Source organism: Pseudomonas sp. GW823-FHT02E01 (assembly GCF_058797535.1).
Map to the genome: position 1 here is coordinate 1 of NZ_JBXAJS010000011.1, position 23,213 is coordinate 23,213.

Here is a 23,213-nt window from a genome sequence, read left to right on the forward strand (position 1 = left end):
GGTGGGTGATGACGGGATCGAACCGCCGACATTCTGCTTGTAAGGCAGACGCTCTCCCAGCTGAGCTAATCACCCTTCGCTTCGGTGTGGCGCGCATTCTACGGAGCGACCCAACCTCTGGCAAGCACTTTTTAAAATAATTTTCTCAGCCCTTCCAAAGGCTTAGAGAAAGGTTGGCCTATGGCACGGCGAAGACAATAATGCCCCCCTTTGTATAAAGGAGAGACTCACCCCATGTGGTTCAAAAACCTGCTTATCTATCGCCTGACCCAAGATCTGCCTGTTGATGCCGAGGCGTTGGAAACTGCACTGGCCACCAAACTGGCGCGCCCATGTGCAAGCCAGGAGTTGACCACCTACGGTTTCGTCGCGCCATTCGGCAAAGGCGAAGATGCGCCACTGGTACACGTCAGCGGTGACTTCCTGCTGGTGTCCGCGCGCAAGGAAGAACGTATTTTGCCGGGCAGCGTCGTGCGTGACGCCGTCAAGGAAAAGGTCGAAGAGATCGAAGCCGAGCAAATGCGCAAGGTCTATAAGAAGGAGCGCGATCAGATCAAGGATGAAATCATCCAGGCCTTCCTGCCCCGCGCCTTTATCCGCCGCTCGTCGACCTTCGCCGCCATCGCGCCGAAACAGGGCCTGATCCTGGTCAACTCGGCCAGCCCGAAACGCGCAGAAGACTTGCTGTCGACCCTGCGTGAAGTGATCGGCACCCTGCCGGTGCGTCCGCTGACCGTGAAGATGTCCCCGACCGCGACCATGACCGAGTGGGTCACCACCCAGAAAGCCGCGGACGACTTCTTTGTGCTGGACGAGTGCGAACTGCGCGACACCCACGAAGACGGCGGCATCGTGCGTTGCAAGCGCCAGGACCTGACCAGCGAAGAAATCCAGCTGCACCTGAGCACCGGCAAAGTGGTCACTCAACTGTCCCTGGCCTGGCAGGACAAACTGTCCTTTGTCCTCGACGACAAAATGGTGGTCAAGCGCCTGAAGTTCGAAGACCTGCTGCAAGACCAGGCGGAACAGGACGGCGGCGACGAAGCCCTGGGCCAACTGGACGCCAGCTTCACCCTGATGATGCTGACCTTCGGCGATTTCCTGCCGGCGTTGGTTGAAGCGCTGGGTGGCGAAGAGACTCCGCAGGGGATCTAAAAGCTTGTGATCTCAAACTGTGGGAGCGGGCTTGCTCGCGAAAGCGGAGTGTCAGTCAGTATCTATGTCGACTGACACTCCGCTTTCGCGAGCAAGCCCGCTCCCACATTTGGTTTTGTGGTGCTACTTAATAAAAAGGATCAGGCCATGCGCGCACTGGCTGCATTAAGTCGTTTTGTCGGCAACACCTTCGCTTACTGGGTACTGATTTTCGCTGTCGTGGCGTTTCTGCAGCCGGCATGGTTCATCGGCCTCAAAAGCGCCATCGTGCCCTTGCTGGGGCTGGTGATGTTCGGCATGGGCCTGACCCTCAAACTCGAAGACTTCGCCGAAGTCGCTCGCCATCCTTGGCGCGTGGCCCTGGGCGTGGTTGCCCATTTCGTGATCATGCCGGGCGTGGCGTGGTTGCTCTGCCAGGTGTTCCACTTGCCGCCGGAAATCGCCGTCGGCGTGATTCTGGTCGGCTGCTGTCCAAGCGGCACCTCGTCGAACGTGATGACCTGGCTGGCCCGTGGCGACCTGGCGCTGTCGGTGGCCATCGCCGCCGTCACCACCCTCCTCGCCCCGCTGCTGACCCCAGCCCTGATCTGGCTGCTGGCCTCGGCCTGGTTGCCGGTGTCGTTCATGGAGTTGTTCTGGTCGATCCTGCAAGTGGTGCTGTTGCCGATCGTGCTGGGCGTGGTTGCTCAACGGGTGCTCGGCGACAAGGTTCGCCATGCCGTGGACGTGTTGCCGCTGGTGTCGGTGGTCAGCATCGTGATCATCGTCACCGCAGTCGTCGCCGCCAGCCAGGCGAAGATCGCAGAGTCCGGTCTGTTGATCATGGCCGTGGTCATGCTGCACAACAGCTTCGGCTACCTGCTGGGCTATTTCACCGGGCGCCTGTTCAAGCTGCCTCTGGCCCAGCGCAAGTCCCTGGCCCTGGAAGTCGGCATGCAGAACTCCGGATTGGGTGCCGCGTTGGCGAGTGCACACTTCTCGCCACTGGCGGCGGTGCCGAGCGCCTTGTTCAGCGTGTGGCACAACATTTCCGGGGCATTGCTTTCGACGTATTTCCGCCGCATGAGCGAGAAACAGGATCGGGAAATGGCGGCGCAACAGGCCAGTAACTGACTCGCGATCTTGATCTAAAAACTTGATCCCCGGGTTAATGCTGGGCACTATATTGCGCAACGCGAGGACGACCTCGCGGCTCGATCGAGTCATTAATCAGGGGACGACCCCGTCAGACGATGGAGGTCTTCATGTCCTGGATCATTCTGTTTTTCGCCGGCCTGTTCGAAGTGGGCTGGGCCGTCGGCCTCAAATACACCGACGGCTTCACCCGCCCGCTCCCCACTGTGTTGACCGTTGCGGCCATGGCTATCAGCCTTGGTTTGCTCGGCCTTGCGATGAAGGAATTGCCGCTGGGTACGGCCTATGCGATCTGGACCGGTGTCGGCGCCGTAGGCACGGTGATCGCCGGGATCATTCTGTTTGGCGAGTCCATGGCGCTGGTGCGGTTGGCGAGTGTGGCGTTGATCATTTCCGGGCTCGTTGGCCTGAAGGTCAGCGCTTAACTTTCAGACCGCCATCGCGAGCAAGCTCGCTCCCACAGGAATCGAAGGTGTTGCGACAATCTGCGACACACCGTGGATCCCTTGTGGGAGCGAGCCTGCTCGCGAAGCAGCCCGCGCAAACAACCGCTATCTTACGGCCCCACGCAAATCCCCCACCAACGCCTGCAACTTGACCGGCTCTGCCACCTCAACCGCAACCGCCGGCCCTGCCACCAACGTCACCCGAGACCACAACCGGCGAAACAGCCCTTTACCCGGATCGCGGCTGAAGAAACTCCCCCACAACCCCTGCAAAGCCAACGGAATCACCGGCACCGGGGTCTCTTCGAGAATCCGCGTCAAGCCGCCCTTGAACTCGTCGATCTCGCCATCGGCGGTCAATTTACCCTCGGGAAAAATGCACACCAGCTCACCGTCCTTCAGATACCGGGCAATGCGCATGAAGGCTTGTTCATATATCTGGATGTCTTCCTGGCGCCCGGCAATCGGAATCGTCCCCGCGGTACGGAAGATGAAGTTCAGCACCGGCAGGTTGTAGATCTTGTAGTACATGACAAAGCGAATCGGCCGACGTACTGCGCCGCCAATCAGCAAGGCGTCGACGAATGACACGTGATTGCACACCAGCAACGCCGCGCCTTCATCGGGAATCAAATCCAGATTGCGATGTTCGACGCGGTACATGGAATGGCTGAGCAGCCAGATCATGAAACGCATGGTGAACTCGGGGACGATCTTGAAGATGTAGGCGTTGACGCCGATGTTCAGCAACGACACCACCAGGAACAGTTGCGGGATCGACAGTTCGGCCACACTCAGCAAGACGATCGAGACAATCGCCGACACCACCATGAACAACGCGTTGAGGATGTTGTTGGCGGCAATCACCCGCGCCCGTTCGTTCTCCGCGGTACGTGACTGGATCAGCGCGTACAGCGGCACGATGTAGAAACCGCCGAAGACACCCAGGCCGAGGATGTCGAGCAACACCAGCCAGGCGTGACCAAAACCGAGGATCTCGATCCAGCCATGGCCGGCGGCGCTTTCCGGTATTGAGCCCGAATGCCACCACAGCAGCAGGCCGAAAACGGTCAGGCCGAACGATCCGAACGGCACCAGACCAATCTCGACTTTGCGCCCGGAGAGTTTCTCGCACAGCATCGAACCCAATGCGATGCCGACCGAGAACACCGTCAGAATCAGCGTCACAACGGTTTCGTCGCCGTGCATCCATTCCTTGGCATAGGCCGGGATCTGCGTCAGGTAAATCGCCCCGACAAACCAGAACCACGAGTTGCCGACAATCGAGCGTGACACCGCCGGCGTTTGCCCCAAGCCCAGCTTCAACGTGGCCCAGGACTGGCTGAAAATGTTCCAGTTCAGGCGCATTTGCGGCGTGGCCGCTGCCGCCCGGGGAATGCTGCGGCTGGCCAGGTAGCCGAGCACCGCAATGCCGATGATCGCCGCGGACACCACCGGCGCGTAATGCGCCGAAGACATCATCACCCCGGCGCCAATGGTACCGGCCAGGATCGCCAGGAAGGTGCCCATTTCCACCAGGCCGTTGCCGCCTACCAGTTCATCTTCCCGCAGGGCCTGCGGCAGGATCGAGTACTTAACCGGCCCGAACAGCGCCGAATGGGTGCCCATGGCGAACAGCGCCAGCAGCATCAACGACAGATGATCGAACATGAAGCCGACGGCGCCGACCGCCATGATGGCGATTTCCCCAAGCTTGATCAGGCGGATCAACGCGTCCTTGGCGAACTTTTCCCCGAATTGCCCGGCCAGGGCCGAAAACAGGAAAAACGGCAGGATAAACAGCAGCGCACACAGATTGACCCAGACAGAGCGGTCACCTTCGATGGTCAGCTTGTACAGAATGGCCAGGATCAACGACTGCTTGAACACGTTGTCGTTGAACGCCCCGAGGGACTGGGTGATGAAGAACGGCAGGAAGCGCCGGGTGCGCAGCAAGGTGAACTGTGAGGGGTGACTCATCTTCCATGTGTCCCTGGATTGTGGCTGGAGATCGGGTAAAGAATGGCCTGGATACTGTAATTGGAGTATCGAACGTCGCTCCAGGCCACACCTTACCTAATCTTTGCCGGTTATTTCTTCAATCCGGCAATGCACGGCGAGACAAACAGCTCGCCACGCCAGGCGCCCAGCACCGTGCGCTTGCCGACGATCAGCCACATCACCGCCAGCAACGCCACCAGCACGCAGCCAAACACACTGAAGAACATCAAGTTCAAGGTACTGGCCAGTTTCAACGTCGCCAGAGAATAGACGCCCAGCGGGAAAGTGAAGCCCCACCAGCCAAGATTGAAGGGAATGCCGGCACGCAGGTAGCGCACAGTGATCAGCAACGCCATCAGCATCCACCACAGGCCGAAGCCCCACAGGGTGATGCCGGCCACCAGACCCAGTCCAGCGGCAATCTCACCGATTCCCGGCATGCCGTTGGCCGCGAAAATCAGCGGTGCATCGCCGCCCAGTACCAGCATGCCCAGCGCACCGGTGCCGATCGGGCCAAGGGCCAGCCAGCTCGAGGCGGCCATGTTTTCGTGGGGCAGTTTATGCAGGGCCATGCGCAGCAACAAAATGGTCAGGATGCTGAAGGCCACCGGCAGGGAAAACGCCCAGAGCACATAGCTGGTCACCAGCACCACCAGTTGCGAATGAGCGTCTGCCAAATGCGGCGCCAACAGCCCCCCGCTGGCGGCCGCCACTTCTGCCGCGACCACCGGTAACAGCCAGACCGCTGTCATCTGGTCGATGCTGTGCTCCTGACGGGTAAACATCATGTAGGGAATCAGCACGCCACAGGCCAGCGACATCGCCACATCCAGCCACCACAGCACCTCGGCGAGGTGAATCACACCGTCGCCCCAGCGCGGCAGGCCGAACACCAGGAAGCCATTGATGATGGTCGCCAGCCCCATGGGGATGGTGCCGAAAAACATCGAAACCGTGGAATGGCCGAAAATCCGCCGCGCTTCGTCGAAAAACAGCACCCAGCGCGCCGTGTATAGCGCCGTAAACAGCAGAAACAGACCGATATTGAACAGCCAGAGGGCTTCGGCAAAGGCGTGCAAGGCAGGTGTGGCAACCGGCAACTGCGCCAGTGCCAACGCCAGCACACCGGTGCCCATGGTGGCCGCAAACCAGTTGGGGGTGAACTGGCGGATCACCTCGCGGGGATGCTGCAAATGACTGAAAGGTTTGATTCCGGGCTTGATGCTATTGGCGCATGTCATGGCGAACTCCTGTCCTCTCGTGAGGTAGAGCCCATGTTAGATCCGAATAGAATATCTATATAACGGGTAATATCTCTATATCTTATCGATATTACTTATATAGCGTCAGACACTCCCTTCCGATTCGATCACCAATATCCGAGCCGCTCCTACCGGATGCGCCACATGTTCAGTGCCAACCGAAGCATAAAAAATATCACCGACCTCCAGCAAAGCCTCCTGCTCCACCCCCTCTTCGCGATAACGCATCCGGACCTGGCCATCGAGCACCACGAACACTTCCTCGCCATCGTTGACGTGCCACTTGTAGGGTTGATCGGTCCAGTGCAGCCGCGTGGTGATGCCGTTCATGCTGGCGATTTCCAGCGCGGCCCAGGCACGCTCGCCAGTGAACGACTTGCTGCGGATGATATTCATGGTCCGATCCTTCGAGTGAATTGAGTGGGTGCCAAGGCTAACTCAATTCTACCGGTTGGCCTCGCAGACCCTGACCGAACGTGATCGCAGTAGACTCGCCATTGCGCTGAGAGCCAGCACAATCAGCATCGCACCATAACCATCGGTCGTTGCCACCAGACCAAACGTCCGCTCCAGGTTCCCGGCCAGTAGCGCCGGGAGGCAGAACGCCAGATAACTCAGCGCATAATATGCCGACATCAACCCGGCGCGCTCATGGGGCAAGGCCTGCGGCACCAGACTACGCACCGCCCCGAGGAAACCGGCGCCGAAACCGCAACCGGCGACCAGCGTGCCGAGGAAAAACAGCGGCAAACTGGCGCTGTGCACGCCCAGTAGAATCAGGGCGACTCCCGCCGGCAGCGAACAGGCGCCCAGTTGCAGCGCCTTGGTCACAGCCTGATTGCGCAGGGTGTAAATCATCAGGGCGCCAGTCACCGTCAAGGCGGCGACGGTCGCCCCGCCAATCAGATTCGAGGTCGAGCCAGTCGCCGTGCGCACCAACGAAGGTGCCAGCGACGCGTAAAAACCGCCGAGTGCCCAGACCGCCGTGTTGAGCGGCAACACCCGCCACAAAGTGGAACGTGCCTGAGCCGGCACATGCAGGGTCGGTCGCAATGAGGCCCACACACCAGGCTGGCGCGAGACGCTTTCCCGCAATCGCCAGACATACACGGCCTGCATCGCGAACAGGGCCAGCAGCAGCCAAAAGGTCAAATGCAGCGGCGCGGGGGCAAACTCGGCCAACACACCACAACCCAGCGCCCCCAGAGCCATCCCGAGTAAAGGCGCGACGCTGTTGACCAGCGGCCCCTGCTCGCGGTCGGTGTCGAGCAGCGTTGCACTCAGAACCGCGGTTGCCATGCCGGTGGCGAACCCCTGCAGCACCCGGGCACTGATCAGCCAGGCGACGCTTTCGGCATGGATAAACAGCAACATCGCCAGGATGTTCAGCATCACCGCCGTAAAGATCACCGGTTTGCGCCCCAGGTAATCCGACAGCGAGCCGACCGTCAGCAACGCCGCCAACAGGCTGAGGGCGTACACGCCGAAAATCAGGGTCAAGGTCGCTGCCGAAAACTGCATCTGCTCCTGATACAGGTGATACAGCGGGGTCGGCGCAGTGGAGGCCGCCAGGAAACTGAGCAAGGTAACGGCCAAAAACCACAGGCTGGCACGATTTGAATGAGAACCGGGCATCGACACACTCCGCAAAAGCTAATTTTTTGCTTTTGCGGAGTGTGCTACTGGATCCCTCTTAAAGCAAATTCTTTGTGTTAAGGTCCGATGCATGGCTTTCAGGACCGGGTGCCAGCCGCAAGACCCGGTGCAATACAGGAAACACAAGATGACAGTTCCCACATTACGCCCCGGCGGCCGCAGCGCCCGGGTGCAAGAGTCGATTCATTCGGCCGTGCGCCAACTCCTTGAGGAGCAGGACCGCGCCAGCGTGACGGTGCCGCAAATTGCAGCGCGCGCGGGCGTCACGCCGTCCACCATCTATCGACGCTGGGGCGATGTGTCGGCGCTACTGGCAGACGTCGCCCTCGCCCGCATGCAGCCCGACAACGAACCGGCCAATACCGGCAGCCTTCACGGCGACGTGCGGGCCTGGGCGGAGCAGTACCTGGACGAGATGAGCTCCGAGCCCGGCCGCAACATGCTGTGCGACGTGCAGGCGGCGTTGAAGCCGAGTTATTGCGCGACCATCATTGGCGGGCAATTGCAGACGATTCTGGATCGCTATCCGGATGAGCCCAGGCCCAGTGTCGATCGGTTGATCAATCTGATCGCCGCGCCGACGGTGTTTCGCATCCTGTTTGCCGAGGCGCCGCTGAAGGTCGAAGAGTTGCATCGATTGATCGAGATCGCGTTCAGCCAGTGAGGCCCCCATCGCGAGCAAGCTCGCTCCCACAGGGGGGGCGAACACAGGGCAAATGTGGGAGCGAGCTTGCTCGCGAAGGGGCCAGTCCAGACACTGCAAATCCCCCTGCGACACCCCGCCACGCCACGACCTTGGTCGACACTGACTAACGCTGGCGGTCGTGCGAGACTGTCTGTCCGGGCGGGAGGTCCGGATGTCTTTTGTCTGGAGTCCCCATGTCGCTGTCCACCGGGCTGATTGCCGTCGTCGCCCTGGCCTATATGGCCATCCTGTTCGCCATCGCCTTCTATGGCGACCGTCGCAGCGCGCCCTTGCCGCCGCGTGTGCGGGCGTGGGTGTATAGCCTGTCGCTGGCGGTCTACTGCACCAGCTGGACCTTTTTCGGCGCCGTGGGCCAGGCCGCCGAACAGCTCTGGTCGTTCCTGCCGATCTACCTCGGGCCGATCCTGTTGCTGGTCGGCGCGCCGTGGGTCCTGCAAAAAATGGTGATGATCAGCAAACAGGAGAACATCACCTCGATCGCCGACTTCATCGCCGCACGCTATGGCAAATCCCAGTCGCTGGCGGTGGTGGTGGCGCTGATTTGCCTGGTCGGTGTGTTGCCCTACATTGCGCTACAGCTCAAAGGCATCGTGCTCGGCGTGAACCTGCTTATCGGCGCCGGTGCCGACGCCATGGGCACCCGCGCCCAGGACACCGCTCTGATTGTGTCGCTGGTGCTGGCGCTGTTCACCATCGTCTTCGGTACCCGCAACCTCGACGCCACGGAGCACCACCGCGGCATGGTGCTGGCCATCGCCTTCGAATCATTGGTGAAGCTGTTCGCGTTTCTCGCCGTCGGCGCCTTCGTGACCTATGGCCTGTACGACGGTTTCGACGACCTGTTCGACCAGGCCATGCTTGCGCCGCGCCTTGAACAGTACTGGAAGGAAACCATCAACTGGCCGTCGATGGTAGTGCAGACCGGTGTGGCGATGATGGCGATCATTTGCCTGCCACGGCAGTTCCACGTGACCGTTGTCGAGAACATCGATCCCCAGGATCTGCGCCTGGCCAAGTGGGTATTCCCGGCCTACCTCGCCCTCGCCGCCTTGTTTGTCGTGCCGATCGCCCTGGCCGGCCAGATGATGCTGCCCAGCTCGGTGTTGCCGGACTCGTTCGTCATCAGCCTGCCCCTGGCCCAGGCGCATCCGGCGTTGGCCCTGCTGGCGTTTATCGGTGGCGCATCGGCCGCCACCGGCATGGTGATCGTGGCCAGCGTGGCGCTGTCGACCATGGTGTCCAACGACATGCTGCTGCCTTGGCTGCTGCGTCGCAACAACGCCGAGCGCCCGTTCGAAGTGTTCCGCCAGTGGATGCTGTCGGTGCGCCGCGTCAGCATTGTGGTCATTCTGCTGCTTGCCTATGTCAGTTATCGCCTGCTGGGCTCGACCGCCAGCCTGGCGACCATCGGCCAGATCGCCTTCGCTGCCGTGACCCAGCTGGCCCCCGCCATGCTCGGCGCCCTGTACTGGAAACAGGCCAACCGCCGCGGTGTTTTCGCTGGCCTCGCCGCAGGCACCTTCCTGTGGTTCTACACCTTGATCCTGCCGATTGCCGCCCTCAGTCTCGGCCTGTCCTTGAACACGTTCCCGGGGCTGGCCTGGTTGCACAGCAATCCACTGAACCTGCCGATCACCCCGCTGACCCAGGGCGTGGTGCTGTCGCTGGCAGGCAACTTCACATTGTTCGCCTGGGTCTCGGTGCTGTCCCGCACCCGGGTTTCCGAGCACTGGCAGGCAGGTCGCTTCATCGGCCAGGAAATCAGCGCCCGCCCCAGCGCACGCTCGATGCTGGCAGTGCAGATCAATGACCTGCTGCAACTGGCGGCGCGCTTCGTCGGCGAAGAACGCGCCCGTCAAAGCTTCATCCGTTTTGCCTATCGCCAAGGCAAGGGCTTCAACCCGAACCAGAACGCCGACAGTGAATGGATCGCCCACACCGAACGCTTGCTGGCCGGTGTGCTTGGTGCCTCTTCGACCCGCGCGGTGGTAAAAGCCGCCATTGAAGGCCGCGAGATGCAACTGGAGGACGTCGTGCGCATCGCCGACGAAGCCTCGGAGGTGCTGCAATTCAACCGCGCCTTGCTGCAAGGCGCCATCGAGAACATCACCCAGGGCATCAGCGTGGTCGACCAGTCGCTGAAACTGGTGGCCTGGAACCGTCGCTATCTTGAACTGTTCAATTACCCGGACGGCTTGATCAGTATCGGCCGCCCCATTGCCGACATCATTCGCTACAACGCCGAGCGCGGATTGTGCGGCCCCGGCGAAGCCGAAGTGCACGTTGCCCGCCGCCTGCACTGGATGCGTCAGGGCCGCGCGCATACTTCCGAGCGGATGTTCCCCAATGGTCGGGTGATCGAACTGATCGGCAACCCGATGCCCGGCGGCGGCTTTGTCATGAGTTTCACCGACATCACCGCGTTCCGCGAAGCCGAACAGGCGCTGACCGAAGCCAACGAAGGCCTGGAGCAACGGGTCACCGAACGGACCCACGAATTGTCGCAGCTCAACGTTGCCCTGACCGAAGCCAAAGGCACCGCCGAGGCGGCCAACCAGTCCAAGACCCGTTTCCTCGCGGCCGTCAGCCATGACTTGATGCAACCGTTGAATGCGGCGCGGCTGTTCTCCGCCGCCCTCTCCCATCAGGAAGATGGTTTGTCCGGCGAAGCGCAGAAACTGGTCGGACACCTGGACAGTTCGCTGCGCTCGGCCGAGGACTTGATCAGCGACTTGCTGGACATTTCCCGCCTGGAAAACGGCAAGATCAATCCGAATCGCCAGCCATTCGCCCTCAACGAACTGTTCGATACCCTCGGTACAGAGTTCAAGGTGCTGGCGCGAGAGCAAAAACTGGAGTTCCGGGTTCGCACAAGCACGTTACGGGTCGACAGCGACATCAAATTGCTGCGACGGATTTTGCAGAACTTCCTGACCAACGCTTTCCGCTACGGCAAAGGGCCGGTACTACTGGGGGTTCGCCGGCACAAGGAGCAACTGTGCCTGGAAGTCTGGGACCGCGGGCCAGGTATTCCGGAAGATAAATTGCAGGTGATTTTCGAAGAGTTCAAGCGCCTCGACAGCCACCAGACCCGAGCCGAAAAAGGCCTCGGCCTGGGGCTGGCGATTGCCGACGGGCTATGTCGCGTGCTCGGTCATACTTTGCGCGTACGTTCCTGGCCGGGACGCGGTAGCGTGTTCAGCGTCAGTGTGCCGCTGGCCCGGGCGCAAACCGCAGCGCCGGTCAAGGTCGCCGAGTTCAATGGCAAATTGCTCAATGGCGCGCAGGTGCTGTGTATCGACAATGAAGACAGCATCCTGATCGGCATGAACAGCCTGCTCAGCCGCTGGGGTTGCCAGGTCTGGACCGCGCGCAATCGCGAGGAATGCGCCGCGTTGCTTGGCGAAGGCATGCGCCCGCAATTGGCGCTGGTGGACTACCACCTCGATCATGGCGAGACCGGAACCGATTTGATGGCCTGGTTGCGCACGCAAATGGGCGAGCCGGTCCCTGGCGTGGTGATCAGCGCCGATGGCCGGCCGGAGACGGTCGACCTGGTGCATGCCGCGGGGCTTGATTACTTGGCCAAACCGGTGAAACCGGCGGCATTGCGGGCGTTGTTGAGCCGGTACATACCGTTGTAACGAGGTTCAACACAGCCTCCTGTGGCGAGGGGGCTCGCCCCCGTTGGGCTGCGTAGCGGCCCCAAACCATTCAATGAGCCTCTTCAGATAAAACGCGTTGCCGGACTGACGACTGCTGCGCAGCCGAACGGGGGCAAGCCCCCTCGCCACAAGGTCCACGCTCGCCCGGGGCTACTCCGGTAACTCGACCAACCCATCCACATCGGTCATCGCCCGCTCCAGCAAGTCCGCCGGCAGACTCTTGCTTGCCCGCGCGCCCAGCAGCTTGAGTTGTTCACTGCGACTGACCAGGTTGCCGCGCCCCTCTGTCAGCTTGTTGCGTGCCGAACTGTAGGCCTTGTCCAGTTGCTGCAGGCGATTGCCGACCTCGTCCAGATCCTGGATGAACAGCACGAACTTGTCGTACAGCCACCCGGCCCGCTCGGCGATTTCCCGGGCATTCTGGCTCTGGCGCTCCTGTTTCCACAGGCTGTCGATGACCCGCAGGGTCGCCAGCAACGTGGTGGGGCTGACGATCACGATATTGCGGTCGAATGCCTCCTGAAACAGTGTCGGCTCAGCCTGCAACGCGGCAGAAAACGCCGCCTCGATCGGCACGAAGAGCAACACGAAATCCAGGCTGTGCAAGCCATCGAGGCGTTTGTAATCCTTGCCGGCCAGGCCTTTGACGTGATTGCGCAACGACAGGACGTGCTGCTTGATGGCGATCTGGCCGATGGCCTCGTCCTCAGCCGCGACGTATTGCTGATAGGCCGTCAGGCTGACCTTGGAGTCGACCACCACCTGTTTGTCGCCCGGCAGATAAATGATCACGTCCGGCTGGAAGCGCTCGCCGTCCGGCCCCTTGAGATTGACCTGAGTCTGGTACTCGCGGCCCTTCTCCAGCCCCGCATGCTCGAGCACGCGCTCAAGAATCAGCTCGCCCCAATTGCCCTGGGTCTTCTGCCCTTTCAAGGCGCGGGTCAGGTTGGTGGCTTCATCGCTCAAGCGCAAATTCAGCTGTTGCAAGCGCTCCAGCTCCTTGGCCAGGGAGAAACGCTCACGGGCCTCGTTCTGATAGCTTTCCTCGACACGTTTTTCGAAGGACTGGATGCGTTCCTTGAGTGGATCGAGCAACTGCCCCAGGCGCTGCTGGCTGGTTTCGGCAAAACGCTGCTCGCGCTCATCGAAAATTTTCCCCGCCAGCTCGGCAAACTGCGCGCGCAACTCGTCTCGCGAACCTTGCAGGTCGTTGAGGCGTTGCTGATGGCTGTCCTGTTGCTCGCGCAATTCGGCATTGAGCGACGCGGCCTGGGCATCCAGACGGCGCAATTCGGCTTCTTTGCCGGCGCGTTCGATATTCCACGCATGGGCGGCGTCCCGAGCGTCGTCGCGCTCGATCTGCAGCAACTCGACTTCACGACGCAGCGCAGCCAGATCAGCTTGTTTGGCGGCGTTGGCCTGGGTCAGATCAGCCGCTTCATCGCGGCTGGATTCGAGTTGTGCATTCAATCCGTCCTGCGCCAGTTGCGCCATGGCCAGGCGTTCTTGCAGCAGCGCGACATCGGCTTGCGTGGTGCTGGCCCGACGCTGAAGTTGCCAGGCCAATACCAGCAACGGCAACGCAGCCGCTGCCAGCCCCAGCAATACGCTGGTCAAGTCCATTGCCATAGCCACTCCTGCCATTCGGATAAAGCCTGAAGGTTAACCAAGGCGTCCGGTCTTGGACAGCTCAGTCTTCGATCAGCCCCAGTTCCTGTTGAGCGCGGTGATCGCCTGCCCGAGCGGCCTGACGCAGCAGGTCCTGACCGATCCGGCGGTCCCGGGCATTCCCGCATTCGCGGCACATCAACTGGCCAAGGCGACTTTGCGCAGCCACCACGCCTTCACGGGCCGGTTGCTTGAGCAAACGTCCGGCGATGTGTTTGACGTTACGGTTTTCGCCCAGATGCGGACTGTCCAACAGCCACTCCGCCACGCGCATGGAAAAGCGCTTGGTAGGGGCAACAGAGGGCGGTGTGGAGGAAGAGGAAACAGGGGCTGAGCGAAACTTCATAAAGCACTGTGGGGCAGATCAGAAGGCGCGCAACTTTACTCTCTTTTTCTTACAGGTAAAGCTGAAAATATCCCGGCACGCCCGTCCTAGAGCAAGCGCTCGGGACAATCCACAGAAGCTGTGGATAACTCAGTGGACAACCGCCCTTGAACTCGCTCAAAGCCCTGTGGAATGGGGCTCGCAGTCAAACTGACGATTTTTTCACCAGTAAAAAAAAGCGATGTTTTTCATTGACTTAAATTTTGGTTACAGGCAGCCATTACGCTTGAACGTGAGATGACAGGGGGGTGACAGACCACGCAACTAATGTGCACAAGTGCCTTTACGATGGTTATATCCATGCACTTTTTCGGCGCATTTTTTTGTCATGCCTGGGGATAAGCCCTGGCAAACCCGGTGTCCAGACGGCTGCGCTGCTACAAACGTCGATGACCGATGGTCGGATTTTGTCCCGAAACAGGGCGCATGAATCCCAAGTCTTGCAGCTTTATGCGCGCCTCCACAACACAAAACAGCCCCATCAGGCACCGGCCAGGAAACTTTTTCGCTACCACACTTCCATTGGCCAGTTCAATCCGTTAGTATCCGCGGCGTTAGTACCAAGCTGAAAGTCAATTCTGGTCGAACAAATCCCCCCGGTCAGCCTTCCCGACGGAAGCCTCCACCGAACAAGCGGGATCGACCACCTCGATGGTTTCCAGGTAAATCTTGCGCCAACACAACCTTTGAATCGAAAGCAAAGGATGTTGCTCCGCCTGCCAACTCTGCTCGAACCAACCTGCAAATTGATCAGGATCTTCACCCCGGGCCCAGAACCTTTGCCCTCGATGTGTTGCCTGCCCTCCTAAGTACCTACCTGCCAGCCCAAGCGCGCCAACTTATCAGCGCTTCAAACTGGCTGCTTTGTTCCAGTCGGGTTCTTCGTTCGATCAATGGTGATCGACGTTACTGGAACGTTTTAACGTTGCACGGTTCTTATCCGTGTCATTTGTAGGAACACCCAATAATGTCTACTCAAATCCAGACTCAGGATGCCATTCGCACCCTAACCAACGCTTTTGCACCAATGAACTGCCTGATCATGGCCGCTCGCAAAGGCTGCTTCAGCTTCACCCTGGTCAACGAACACGGCATCGCTCGTCACAGCGAACGCCTGTACCCCGATCAATACTCCAGCGCCGAGCCGCTGCAGGCCGTGATCGAGCGTACCCGTCAGGCACTGGTTGCCTGAAACGCCAGAAAGGCTGAAAAACCCAAAAGCCCTGCCCGAAAAGCGGGGCTTTTTATTGCCCGATATTTCCCTTTCCTCGAATCACGACTAAGCACGATCCGATATAACGGTTATAACTGATCGCTGGAAATATTTTAAAAACAGGCCTTTACAGCGCGAATATGACACTACACTTCAACTCAAGCGGCTTGACCCGCTTGCGGCGAGCCTGAGTCGATTCACAGCTGCCAAGCCCCCCCTTCAGGTGTCGCCGTCCATTTCAGGTTTCGAGGGTTTTATGGGTATCGCTGCCAGCGAACTGTGCCGTTATGTGATTCGTCCGACATTGATCTATCTCGGACAACATAGCGCTACGGCCGAATCCCTGCTGCTGGGCATTGCCGCCAGCCAGTCCGCCCTTGGTTCCGCCCTGCATGACCGCCGTGGGCACGGCCTGTACCGCATCGCCGAGCCCCGTCACCAGGCCCTTTGGGACCATTACCTGGCCCTTGATCCGGAGCGTGCGAGCCTGGTCCGCGGCCTGGCCAGCCAGCATGCGTTCCTGAGTGGCCCGCACCTCGAGTTGACCGTCAACCTGCGTTACGCCACAGCCATCGCCTGGCTGCTGGTGGAAGAACAGAACACCCCCCTCCCCGCCCCTGATGATTTGCTGGGTATGGCCAGAATCTGGCGCCAGACATTTCAGCCCCAGGGACGTCTGCGTGATTTCACCTGCGCCTGGCAAACCTGTGTTTCACCCCTGAATCAGGTAGCCTGCTGACACCCTTGGATCCAAAGATCGCGCAACACGCCGCGATTCTGGTCGGATTGTCCTACAAAACCGCTCTAAATCAAGGCATACAGCCTATGGCGCCGGAACGAAAATGTTGGTAATTTTCGCCCCGGTGATCACCAGGAGTTCTAATAATGAAAAAAGTAATGCTCAAAACCACCATTAGTCTCGCCGTTGCCATGGCATCCACCCAGATCTTTGCAAGTGGCTTTGCCCTCAACGAACAAAGCATCAGCGGGATGGGGTCAGGTTTTGCCGGGCGATCTTCCTCTGCCGACGACGCATCCACCATTTTTGGCAACCCTGCCGGCATGTCGCGCATCAAGCGCGAACAAGTTACCGGCGGTGTTGCGATGATCGACGCACACACTGACATCAGCCACGCAAGCTCCTCCCCGAACAACCGTGGCAGCAATGACGGCGACATGGTTCCGTTCATCGCCGTGCCCATGGGTTACTACGTCAAGCCAATCGACGACCATTGGGCCTTCGGTATTGGCATATACGCCCCGTTCGGCCTGGTAACCGACTACGAAAACGGCTTTGAGGGTCGTTACTTCGGCAGCAAGAGCGAAGTCAAGATCGTCACCGTGCAACCGACTGTCAGCTACGCCTTCAACGACAAGGTTTCCATCGGTTTCGGCCCGACCATCAACCGCATCGACGGCACCCTGGAATCGAACATAACGGCCTTGCCGACCTTAACGAACTTGCCCGATGGTCATGTCAAGATCAAGGGTGACGACACCGCCCTGGGCTACAACATCGGCGTGCTGGTCCAAGCCACCGACAGCACCCGTGTCGGCCTGACCTACCACTCGAAAGTGAAGTACAAGCTCGAGGGTGACACCAAGGTCAACTACAACCTGCTGGGCCTGGTCGGCCAGAACCCGAGCCAGAAGTACGACGCTTCGCTGGATGTGACCACGCCTGAATCGGTGGACTTTTCGGTCACTCACCAGCTCGACGACAAGTGGACTCTTTACGCAGGCAGCACCTGGACCCGCTGGAGCCGCCTGAAAGAAATCACCGTTGAAAACACAGGTGTTCCGGCGGTTCTGAACGGCCAGTTCGGCACCATCACCGAAGAACAGAACTGGCACGATACCTGGGCTCACGCCATCGGCGCGTCCTACCAGTTGAACAAGCAATGGGTACTGCGTACCGGCCTGTCCGTTGACCAGGCACCGACCAACAACGTCGACCGTTCCCCACGCATCCCGACTGGCGATCGCACGATTTTCAGCGTGGGCGCCGGCTGGAGTCCGACCGACGACCTGACCATCGACCTGGCGTACTCGTACCTGCGCGAGGAATCGGTGAAGGTCAACGGCGACGACCATGGCCAGACCTACAACGCCAAGTATGACAACTACGCGAACGGCTTCGGTCTCGGTGCGACCTACCGCTTCTGATGATTCCCGGCGAGCCTGAACCGCTCGCCATCGGAATCAAAAAAGCCCCGCTCTCCTCACGGAGGCGGGGCTTTTCATTTGTAGGAGCGAGCCTGCTCGCGATGGACGCGAACGATGACGTGTGTTTACTGGATGAACGAGGCGCCTTGAGATTTTCGCGAGCAAGCTCGCTCCTACAGGTCAGGGGGTCGAAACAAGTGGTGGCGAAGCCAGGGCCTTTTCCACCGCCGCAATGAACTCGGGATCGTCCGGCTTGGTCAGGCTGGAGAAATTGGCGATCACCTTGCCTTGGCGGTCCACCACATACTTGTAGAAATTCCACTTCGGCGCGCTGCTTTGACTGGCGAGGACCTTGAACAAGTGCGTCGCATCGTCGCCGCGAACCCTTTGCGGCTCGGTCATGGTGAAGGTCACACCATAGTTGACGTAGCAGACCTTGGCAGTCTCGGCACCATCCTTTGACTCCTGCTTGAAGTCATTGGACGGAACGCCAATTACCTCCAGCCCTTGATCCTTGAAGCGCTGGTTCAGCGCCTCAAGGCCTTTGAACTGCGGAGCAAAGCCACAGAAGCTTGCGGTATTGACCACCACCAACGGCTTACCGGCGAAGCGCTGGCACAAATCGATGGATTCCTTGGCGCGCAGCTTTTGCAGTGATCCTTGCAACAGCTCCGGGCACTCGGCCGCGTAGGCCAGCCCGGTAAACGCCACCAGCAACGCGGGAACTGCAATCCAGCGCATCAGCATGTCGGTGCACCCTTGATAATTCGTCAAAAGCGACGTTACTCGCCCTCGCCGCTCGCTAGCAAGCACCCATGCCCAACTGCATCAGCGCCAGCCCGCCCTGATGCCAGCCCCACCACGACAACGCCAGCAATAAGGCGCAGACGGCGGCTACAGCGATCCGTGGCCAAAGGTTGTTCATATCGCACTCATTTGTGATTGCAGACGCTCTACCGGCCGCTCACGCACCGGCCAGTTGAGGGCAGCGGCCAACAGGCTCAAGAGAATCGCCACTTGCCAGATCAAGTCATAACTCCCGGTTCGGTCATACACCACGCCACCCAACCAGCCGCCCAGGAACGAACCGAGTTGGTGAAACAGGAAAACAATCCCACCGAGCATGGACAGGTTTCGCACACCAAACAAGGTCGCCACCGTACCGTTGGTCAATGGCACCGTCGACAACCACAGGAAGCCCATGGCCATGCCGAAAAGATAAGCCGTGGTGGTGGTCACCGGTGCCCACAGGAACAACGCAATGACCACCGCCCGCAGCAAGTACAACCCGGTGAGCAAACGCGGCTTGGACATGCGCCCGCCGAGCCATCCCGCGGTATAGGTGCCGAAGATGTTGAACAGGCCGATCAGTGCCAGCACCGTGGTGCCGACCGTCGCCGGAAGGTGTTGATCCACCAGATAGGCCGGCAGGTGCACACCGATGAACACCACCTGGAATCCGCACACGAAAAAGCCGAACGCCAGCAGCCAGAAGCCGGAATGGGAGCAGGCTTCGCGCAGCGCTTCGCCAAGGGTCTGTTCGTGGCCCAGGACGGGCAGCGGCTTGTCCTTGAGCATGCCCACCAGCGGCACGATCAACGCCACCAGCAAGCCCAGCGCCAGCAGCGCCGCGGACCAGCCAAGCCAGCCGATCAAACCGAGCGTGCCGGGCAACATCGCGAACTGGCCGAACGAACCGGCCGCACTGGCGATCCCCATGCCCATGCTGCGTTTTTCCGGTGGCACCGCGCGGCCGACCACCCCCAGGATCACCGAGAACGACGTACCCGACAGTCCGATGCCGATCAGCAGGCCGGCGCTCAGGGACAGGGTCATCGCCGAGTCGGAGAGCCCCATGCAAATCAGCCCGGCCGCGTACAGGACGCCACCGATCAGCACCACTTTCGCTGCGCCGAAGCGGTCGGCCAGGGCACCGGTGAATGGCTGGGCGAGGCCCCAGATCAGGTTTTGCAGGGCGATGGCGAAGGCAAAGACTTCACGGCCCCAACCGAACTCGGCGCTCATCGGCGCCAGAAACAGCCCGAAGCCATGGCGAACACCCAGAGACAACGCAAGGATCAGCGCACTCCCCAACAGAACCCAGCCGCAAGTACGCCACATCGATGTCATTGTTATTCTCCAATAGCGGGTATATACCCGCTTAAGATCGAAAAAACCGGCATCATGCCAGTTCGTCCAGCAGCTTCAATAAGGTTTCGCGCTTCTCGGCACCCAGGCGATCGATCAAACGCTGCTGCGCGGCTTCCCAGGCCGGCAAGGCAGCCTTGAGGCGCTCTGCCCCGGCCTCGGTCAGCAGGACGATGCGGTTGCGCATGTCCTCGCCCTCGACCAGCGTCACCAGGCCATCACCCTCCAGCACCCGCAAATTACGCCCCAGGGTGCTGCGGTCCAGGCCCATGGCCTCGGCCAGGCTCGAGATGCTCGGCTGATCCAGACGCTGCAGATTGCACAGCAAAGAATACTGCGCAACGTTGATCCCGAAGCCGTCGAGAGCGCCGTCGTAGTGCCTGCTGACGCCACGGGCGGCGCGACGCAGGTTGATGCATAAACATTGGGAATCGAGCATGGTGCGTGTATATACCCGCGAGTCGGTTAAATCAAGTGGCATGGGGTTTGTTCAGTGATTGGGCGGTGTCCTGTAGATCGCCATCGCGAGCAAGCTCGCTCCCACAGTTGATCGCATTCCAATGTGGGAGCGGGCTTGCCCGCGAAGAGGCCGGAACATTCAACACAACTCGATCAGGCCAACGCCAAGCCTACCAGCACTGCAACTTCCAGCAACTCCAGCATCGCGCCCGCCGTGTCCCCTGTCGTGCCCCCCAGGCGCCGCAACATCACCTGGCGCAGCCAGACAAACCCCAGCGCCGCCAACACCACCGCCAGCGCTCCACTGACGCCGGCGATCAACACACAAGCCAATGCGCTGACCGCCAACACCTGCTTGCCCGGCGAACGCGGAAGATGATCGGCCAATGCCTGGCCCAGGCCACCGGCACGCACATAGGGCGTAGTCAGGAACAAGCCGAGCAATGCGCTGCGACCGATCAACGGCACGATGATCAAGGCCAGCGAATGCGGCTGCTCGATCAACGCCAGCAGTGCGGTGAATTTAAGCAACAACACCAACACCAGCGTCACCACGGCGATCGGCCCGCTGCGCGGGTCTTTCATGATGGTCAGCGTGCGCTCACGGTCGCCAAAACCACCGAGCCAGGCATCGGCGCTGTCCGCCAGGCCATCGAGATGCAAGCCGCCGCTGAGCAGCACCCAAAGGCTCAGCAACAACGCCGCGTGCAGCAACGTCGGCGTGCCCAGCAGCAGCCAGTTAACCGCCCACAGAATCGCGCCAAAGAGTAATCCCACCAGCGGATAAAACAGCAACGACCGCCCCAGTTCCCGGGGCTCAGGCATTCCGGGCAGGCGAATCGGCAGACTGCTGAGAAATTGCAGGGCGATCCAGAATGGCAGCATGGTCAGAGCACTTCCTTCAACGAGCCCGCAGGCTCCACCGTCAGCGAAAACAGCGCGCCATGCCCGACCTCAACGTTGAGCAGTTGCTCCCGTGGCAGCCCGCGCGCCTGTGCCAGCAACAGACGCATCACACCGCCATGGCTGATCAGCAGAATGCGCTCACCGGCACAGGTCGCGTGCAAACGCTCCAGCGCTGCCAGCACCCGTGCCGAAAAGTCTGCAACCGGCTCACCCTGAGGCGGCGTGAACGAATAGGGATCGGCCCAGAACAAACCCAGGGCCTGCGCGTCGGTTTCCATCAACGCCGCCGCGCTCTGTCCTTCCCAGGCGCCGAAATGCAACTCCTGCAGATCTTTGTCCAGTTGCACCGGAATACCCAGTTGCGCAGCGAGTTCCTCGGCAAACAGCGCACAACGCTGCAACGGCGAACTGACCAGCCGGTCCCACGGACCTTGCCCGACCACGGCGACGCGCATCTGCGCCCAGCCCGTGTCGGTCAACGCATCATCGATGCTGCCGCGCAGGCCGCCGCCGAGTTCGGTTTCACCGTGACGCAACAGATCCACGCGCAAGGTCATGCCGGGCGATCTGCCACGGCGGCTTCGGCAAAGGTCGCCATTTGCCCGTGCAGGTCGCAAGCCAGGCGCAGCAGCGGCACAGCCAACGCCGCACCACTGCCTTCGCCAAGCCGCAGGCCGAGATCGAGCAAGGGTTGCGCATCCAGGGTTTCCAGCACATGACGATGCCCCGGCTCGGCGCCGCGATGACCAAACAACAGCCACTGACGACACTCTGGATTCAAGCGCACCGCTACTAGCCCCGCGACACTGCAAATGAAGCCGTCCACCAGCACCGCGACACCTTCCTGGGCACACGCAAGATAGGCACCGACAAGCGCGGCGATCTCAAAACCGCCGAGGTTGAACAGGGTCTGCAAGGCATCTCCACGCTGCGCGCCATGCAATGCCAGGGCGCGCTCGATGACCTGGGCCTTGTGGCTGACACCTTCGGCATTGAGCCCGGTGCCAGGCCCGGTCAGATGCACCACCGGGCAATCGAGTAGCGCACACGCCAATGCACTGGCAGCGGTGGTGTTACCGATGCCCATTTCGCCACCGATAAACAACTGCGCACCGGTGGCAATTGCCCGCTGCACGCTGTCACGACCGGCCTGCAAGGCGAGTTGCCCCTGGGCCTGGGTCATGGCCGGTCCCTGTACAAAATTCGCGGTGCCCGGGCCGACATTCAGATGGCGCACGCCCGGCAGGTTTAGCGACGGCGTCACCGTGCCAAGATCCACCACCTCAAGGGAAGCGCCCAGTTGCCGCGCCAGCACGCTGATCGCCGCGCCACCGCTGACGAAGTTGAGCAGCATCTGCCCGGTGACTTCCTGGGGAAACGCCGACACGCCCTCGGCGACGACGCCATGGTCGCCGGCAAAAATCGCGATCCACACCTGCTCCAGACTCGGCTTGACCCGCCCCTGCAATCCCGCCAACTGCACCGCCAGCGCTTCCAGCTGGCCGAGGGAGCCGGCCGGCTTGGTCAGTTGCTGTTGCCGCGCCTGGGCCTGTTCGACCACTTGGGTATCGACCGGCTTGCACGGGTTCAACCACCAGGATTGAGTCATAACGCAGTTCCTTTCAGAGTCAGAGGCAGGCCGGCGACGGTCAGGACGACACGCTGACAACGCTCAGCCAGAGCTTGATGCAGCCAACCGGCTTCATCGACATAGCGACGAGTCAATTCACCCAGCGGCACGACACCCATGCCGGTCTCGTTGCTGACAAAAATGATTTCACCCGGCAGCGACGCCAGGCAGTCCAGCAAGGCATCACGCTCGGCGTGCAAGCGCTCGGCATCGTCGAGCATCAGCAGATTGGTCAGCCACAGGGTCAGGCAATCCACCAGCAGGCAACGGTCGACACGGGCGGACTCACGCAGCACCCGGGCCAGTTCCACCGGTTCTTCGATCAAAGCCCATTCGGCAGGACGACGGGCGCGGTGATGGGCCACCCGCTCGCTCATTTCTCCGTCCAGTGGCTGGCTGGTGGCGATGTAGGTCACGGCCAGGGCGCTGTCGATGGCGAGTTTTTCAGCCAGGCGACTCTTGCCGGAACGGGCGCCGCCGAGGATCAGTTGGAGCATTGCTTATTCCTTAAAATCTTCGGGGAGGCGACGGCCCTCATCGCGAGCAAGCTCGCTCCCACAATTGATCCAGGCTGAACATACATTTTGATTACACCTCGTAACCTGTGGGAGCG

At 60.6% G+C, this 23,213-nt stretch carries 22 protein-coding genes and 1 tRNA gene; 8 read left to right on the top strand and 15 right to left on the bottom strand.

What is annotated here, in order from left to right; translation table 11 throughout:
• Positions 1-2 precede the first annotated feature (2 nt).
• Positions 3-75 (bottom strand) — tRNA-Val (locus AC1RDQ_RS23470).
• A gap of 159 nt (positions 76-234) precedes the next feature.
• On the opposite strand from AC1RDQ_RS23470, the gene rdgC reads away from it, so the two are divergent.
• From rdgC to sugE, 3 genes are all read left to right on the top strand, one after another.
• Positions 235-1,155 (top strand): recombination-associated protein RdgC, encoded by a 921-nt coding sequence (gene rdgC, locus AC1RDQ_RS23475; RefSeq protein WP_007969735.1) that lies wholly within the window; start codon positions 235-237, stop codon positions 1,153-1,155.
• 147 nt (positions 1,156-1,302) lie between these two features.
• Positions 1,303-2,268, top strand: a complete 966-nt coding sequence (locus AC1RDQ_RS23480) for a bile acid:sodium symporter family protein (protein WP_492588277.1) — start codon at positions 1,303-1,305, stop codon at positions 2,266-2,268.
• A gap of 131 nt (positions 2,269-2,399) precedes the next feature.
• The gene (sugE, locus tag AC1RDQ_RS23485; protein WP_007977599.1) at positions 2,400-2,714 is read left to right on the top strand and encodes a quaternary ammonium compound efflux SMR transporter SugE; all 315 of its coding nucleotides are present in this window, start codon (positions 2,400-2,402) and stop codon (positions 2,712-2,714) included.
• A 126-nt stretch (positions 2,715-2,840) separates the two neighbouring features.
• Here sugE and AC1RDQ_RS23490 read toward each other — a convergent pair whose 3' ends face one another.
• From AC1RDQ_RS23490 to AC1RDQ_RS23505, 4 genes are all read right to left on the bottom strand, one after another.
• Positions 2,841-4,715 (bottom strand): MFS transporter, encoded by a 1,875-nt coding sequence (locus AC1RDQ_RS23490; RefSeq protein ID WP_492588278.1) that lies wholly within the window; start codon positions 4,713-4,715, stop codon positions 2,841-2,843.
• Between the two features lie 110 nt (positions 4,716-4,825).
• Positions 4,826-5,977 (bottom strand): TDT family transporter, encoded by a 1,152-nt coding sequence (locus tag AC1RDQ_RS23495; protein ID WP_492588280.1) that lies wholly within the window; start codon positions 5,975-5,977, stop codon positions 4,826-4,828.
• 105 nt (positions 5,978-6,082) lie between these two features.
• Positions 6,083-6,394: a cupin domain-containing protein gene (locus AC1RDQ_RS23500; RefSeq protein ID WP_492588281.1), complete on the bottom strand. Its 312-nt coding sequence runs from the start codon at positions 6,392-6,394 to the stop codon at positions 6,083-6,085.
• Positions 6,395-6,442: 48 nt separating this feature from the next.
• Positions 6,443-7,633: an MFS transporter gene (locus AC1RDQ_RS23505; RefSeq protein WP_492588282.1), complete on the bottom strand. Its 1,191-nt coding sequence runs from the start codon at positions 7,631-7,633 to the stop codon at positions 6,443-6,445.
• A gap of 148 nt (positions 7,634-7,781) precedes the next feature.
• On the opposite strand from AC1RDQ_RS23505, the gene AC1RDQ_RS23510 reads away from it, so the two are divergent.
• Together AC1RDQ_RS23510 and AC1RDQ_RS23515 are read left to right on the top strand one after the other, a co-directional pair.
• Entirely contained in the window at positions 7,782-8,318 is a 537-nt protein-coding gene (locus tag AC1RDQ_RS23510; protein WP_057715790.1) for a TetR/AcrR family transcriptional regulator, read from the top strand.
• A 215-nt stretch (positions 8,319-8,533) separates the two neighbouring features.
• Positions 8,534-12,004, top strand: a complete 3,471-nt coding sequence (locus AC1RDQ_RS23515; RefSeq protein ID WP_057715791.1) for a hybrid sensor histidine kinase/response regulator — start codon at positions 8,534-8,536, stop codon at positions 12,002-12,004.
• A gap of 171 nt (positions 12,005-12,175) precedes the next feature.
• Here the strand turns inward: AC1RDQ_RS23515 and AC1RDQ_RS23520 are convergent, their stop codons facing one another.
• Together AC1RDQ_RS23520 and AC1RDQ_RS23525 are read right to left on the bottom strand one after the other, a co-directional pair.
• A complete protein-coding gene (locus tag AC1RDQ_RS23520; RefSeq protein ID WP_162252406.1) occupies positions 12,176-13,540 on the bottom strand; it encodes a DNA recombination protein RmuC in 1,365 nt (454 codons plus the stop codon).
• 175 nt (positions 13,541-13,715) lie between these two features.
• Positions 13,716-14,039: an SEL1-like repeat protein gene (locus AC1RDQ_RS23525; protein ID WP_079246787.1), complete on the bottom strand. Its 324-nt coding sequence runs from the start codon at positions 14,037-14,039 to the stop codon at positions 13,716-13,718.
• A gap of 1,006 nt (positions 14,040-15,045) precedes the next feature.
• Here AC1RDQ_RS23525 and AC1RDQ_RS23530 point away from each other — a divergent pair.
• The 3 genes from AC1RDQ_RS23530 to AC1RDQ_RS23540 all read left to right on the top strand — a co-directional run bounded on the left by AC1RDQ_RS23530 (position 15,046) and on the right by AC1RDQ_RS23540 (position 17,457).
• Positions 15,046-15,270, top strand: coding sequence for a hypothetical protein (locus AC1RDQ_RS23530; protein ID WP_008051046.1), 225 nt, complete (start codon positions 15,046-15,048; stop codon positions 15,268-15,270).
• A gap of 277 nt (positions 15,271-15,547) precedes the next feature.
• Complete coding sequence (locus AC1RDQ_RS23535) at positions 15,548-16,030, top strand: hypothetical protein (RefSeq protein ID WP_057715794.1); 483 nt, start codon at positions 15,548-15,550, stop codon at positions 16,028-16,030.
• 146 nt (positions 16,031-16,176) lie between these two features.
• Complete coding sequence (locus AC1RDQ_RS23540) at positions 16,177-17,457, top strand: OmpP1/FadL family transporter (RefSeq protein ID WP_492588283.1); 1,281 nt, start codon at positions 16,177-16,179, stop codon at positions 17,455-17,457.
• 180 nt (positions 17,458-17,637) lie between these two features.
• On the opposite strand, the gene AC1RDQ_RS23545 is transcribed toward AC1RDQ_RS23540, so the two are convergent.
• The 8 genes from AC1RDQ_RS23545 to cobU form a co-directional block, all read right to left on the bottom strand.
• A complete protein-coding gene (locus tag AC1RDQ_RS23545; protein WP_492588284.1) occupies positions 17,638-18,204 on the bottom strand; it encodes a glutathione peroxidase in 567 nt (188 codons plus the stop codon).
• A 55-nt stretch (positions 18,205-18,259) separates the two neighbouring features.
• Positions 18,260-18,382 carry a hypothetical protein gene (locus AC1RDQ_RS23550; RefSeq protein ID WP_008051054.1) on the bottom strand — a complete coding sequence of 41 codons (123 nt, stop codon included), beginning with the start codon at positions 18,380-18,382 and terminating at the stop codon, positions 18,260-18,262.
• On the bottom strand, positions 18,379-19,587 hold the full coding sequence (locus tag AC1RDQ_RS23555) for an MFS transporter (RefSeq protein WP_057715797.1): 1,209 nt from the start codon (positions 19,585-19,587) through the stop codon (positions 18,379-18,381). The genes AC1RDQ_RS23550 and AC1RDQ_RS23555 overlap by 4 nt, the downstream gene beginning before the upstream one ends.
• A 52-nt stretch (positions 19,588-19,639) precedes the next feature.
• Positions 19,640-20,044, bottom strand: coding sequence for a MarR family winged helix-turn-helix transcriptional regulator (locus AC1RDQ_RS23560; RefSeq protein WP_492588355.1), 405 nt, complete (start codon positions 20,042-20,044; stop codon positions 19,640-19,642).
• Between the two features lie 173 nt (positions 20,045-20,217).
• Positions 20,218-20,949 carry an adenosylcobinamide-GDP ribazoletransferase gene (locus AC1RDQ_RS23565; RefSeq protein WP_154860729.1) on the bottom strand — a complete coding sequence of 244 codons (732 nt, stop codon included), beginning with the start codon at positions 20,947-20,949 and terminating at the stop codon, positions 20,218-20,220.
• A gap of 2 nt (positions 20,950-20,951) precedes the next feature.
• Complete coding sequence (gene cobC / locus AC1RDQ_RS23570) at positions 20,952-21,527, bottom strand: alpha-ribazole phosphatase family protein (protein WP_154860730.1); 576 nt, start codon at positions 21,525-21,527, stop codon at positions 20,952-20,954.
• Positions 21,524-22,579 (bottom strand): nicotinate-nucleotide--dimethylbenzimidazole phosphoribosyltransferase, encoded by a 1,056-nt coding sequence (cobT, locus tag AC1RDQ_RS23575; protein ID WP_492588285.1) that lies wholly within the window; start codon positions 22,577-22,579, stop codon positions 21,524-21,526. Before cobT ends, cobC begins: the two co-directional genes overlap by 4 nt.
• Positions 22,576-23,097, bottom strand: coding sequence for a bifunctional adenosylcobinamide kinase/adenosylcobinamide-phosphate guanylyltransferase (cobU, locus tag AC1RDQ_RS23580; RefSeq protein WP_090453922.1), 522 nt, complete (start codon positions 23,095-23,097; stop codon positions 22,576-22,578). The genes cobT and cobU overlap by 4 nt, the downstream gene beginning before the upstream one ends.
• Positions 23,098-23,213 lie beyond the last annotated feature (116 nt).

Excerpts from the sequence above, each read along its gene's own strand:
- rdgC (WP_007969735.1), top strand. The coding sequence starts at position 235 with ATGTGGTTCAAAAACCTGCTTATCTATCGCCTGACCCAAGATCTGCCT.
- AC1RDQ_RS23480 (WP_492588277.1), top strand. The coding sequence starts at position 1,303 with ATGCGCGCACTGGCTGCATTAAGTCGTTTTGTCGGCAACACCTTCGCT.
- sugE (WP_007977599.1), top strand. The coding sequence starts at position 2,400 with ATGTCCTGGATCATTCTGTTTTTCGCCGGCCTGTTCGAAGTGGGCTGG.
- AC1RDQ_RS23490 (WP_492588278.1), bottom strand. The coding sequence starts at position 4,715 with ATGAGTCACCCCTCACAGTTCACCTTGCTGCGCACCCGGCGCTTCCTG.
- AC1RDQ_RS23495 (WP_492588280.1), bottom strand. The coding sequence starts at position 5,977 with ATGACATGCGCCAATAGCATCAAGCCCGGAATCAAACCTTTCAGTCAT.
- AC1RDQ_RS23500 (WP_492588281.1), bottom strand. The coding sequence starts at position 6,394 with ATGAATATCATCCGCAGCAAGTCGTTCACTGGCGAGCGTGCCTGGGCC.
- AC1RDQ_RS23505 (WP_492588282.1), bottom strand. The coding sequence starts at position 7,633 with ATGCCCGGTTCTCATTCAAATCGTGCCAGCCTGTGGTTTTTGGCCGTT.
- AC1RDQ_RS23510 (WP_057715790.1), top strand. The coding sequence starts at position 7,782 with ATGACAGTTCCCACATTACGCCCCGGCGGCCGCAGCGCCCGGGTGCAA.
- AC1RDQ_RS23515 (WP_057715791.1), top strand. The coding sequence starts at position 8,534 with ATGTCGCTGTCCACCGGGCTGATTGCCGTCGTCGCCCTGGCCTATATG.
- AC1RDQ_RS23525 (WP_079246787.1), bottom strand. The coding sequence starts at position 14,039 with ATGAAGTTTCGCTCAGCCCCTGTTTCCTCTTCCTCCACACCGCCCTCT.
- AC1RDQ_RS23530 (WP_008051046.1), top strand. The coding sequence starts at position 15,046 with ATGTCTACTCAAATCCAGACTCAGGATGCCATTCGCACCCTAACCAAC.
- AC1RDQ_RS23535 (WP_057715794.1), top strand. The coding sequence starts at position 15,548 with ATGGGTATCGCTGCCAGCGAACTGTGCCGTTATGTGATTCGTCCGACA.
- AC1RDQ_RS23540 (WP_492588283.1), top strand. The coding sequence starts at position 16,177 with ATGAAAAAAGTAATGCTCAAAACCACCATTAGTCTCGCCGTTGCCATG.
- AC1RDQ_RS23545 (WP_492588284.1), bottom strand. The coding sequence starts at position 18,204 with ATGCTGATGCGCTGGATTGCAGTTCCCGCGTTGCTGGTGGCGTTTACC.
- AC1RDQ_RS23550 (WP_008051054.1), bottom strand. The coding sequence starts at position 18,382 with ATGAACAACCTTTGGCCACGGATCGCTGTAGCCGCCGTCTGCGCCTTA.
- AC1RDQ_RS23555 (WP_057715797.1), bottom strand. The coding sequence starts at position 19,587 with ATGACATCGATGTGGCGTACTTGCGGCTGGGTTCTGTTGGGGAGTGCG.
- AC1RDQ_RS23560 (WP_492588355.1), bottom strand. The coding sequence starts at position 20,044 with ATGCTCGATTCCCAATGTTTATGCATCAACCTGCGTCGCGCCGCCCGT.
- AC1RDQ_RS23565 (WP_154860729.1), bottom strand. The coding sequence starts at position 20,949 with ATGCTGCCATTCTGGATCGCCCTGCAATTTCTCAGCAGTCTGCCGATT.
- cobC (WP_154860730.1), bottom strand. The coding sequence starts at position 21,527 with ATGACCTTGCGCGTGGATCTGTTGCGTCACGGTGAAACCGAACTCGGC.
- cobT (WP_492588285.1), bottom strand. The coding sequence starts at position 22,579 with ATGACTCAATCCTGGTGGTTGAACCCGTGCAAGCCGGTCGATACCCAA.
- cobU (WP_090453922.1), bottom strand. The coding sequence starts at position 23,097 with ATGCTCCAACTGATCCTCGGCGGCGCCCGTTCCGGCAAGAGTCGCCTG.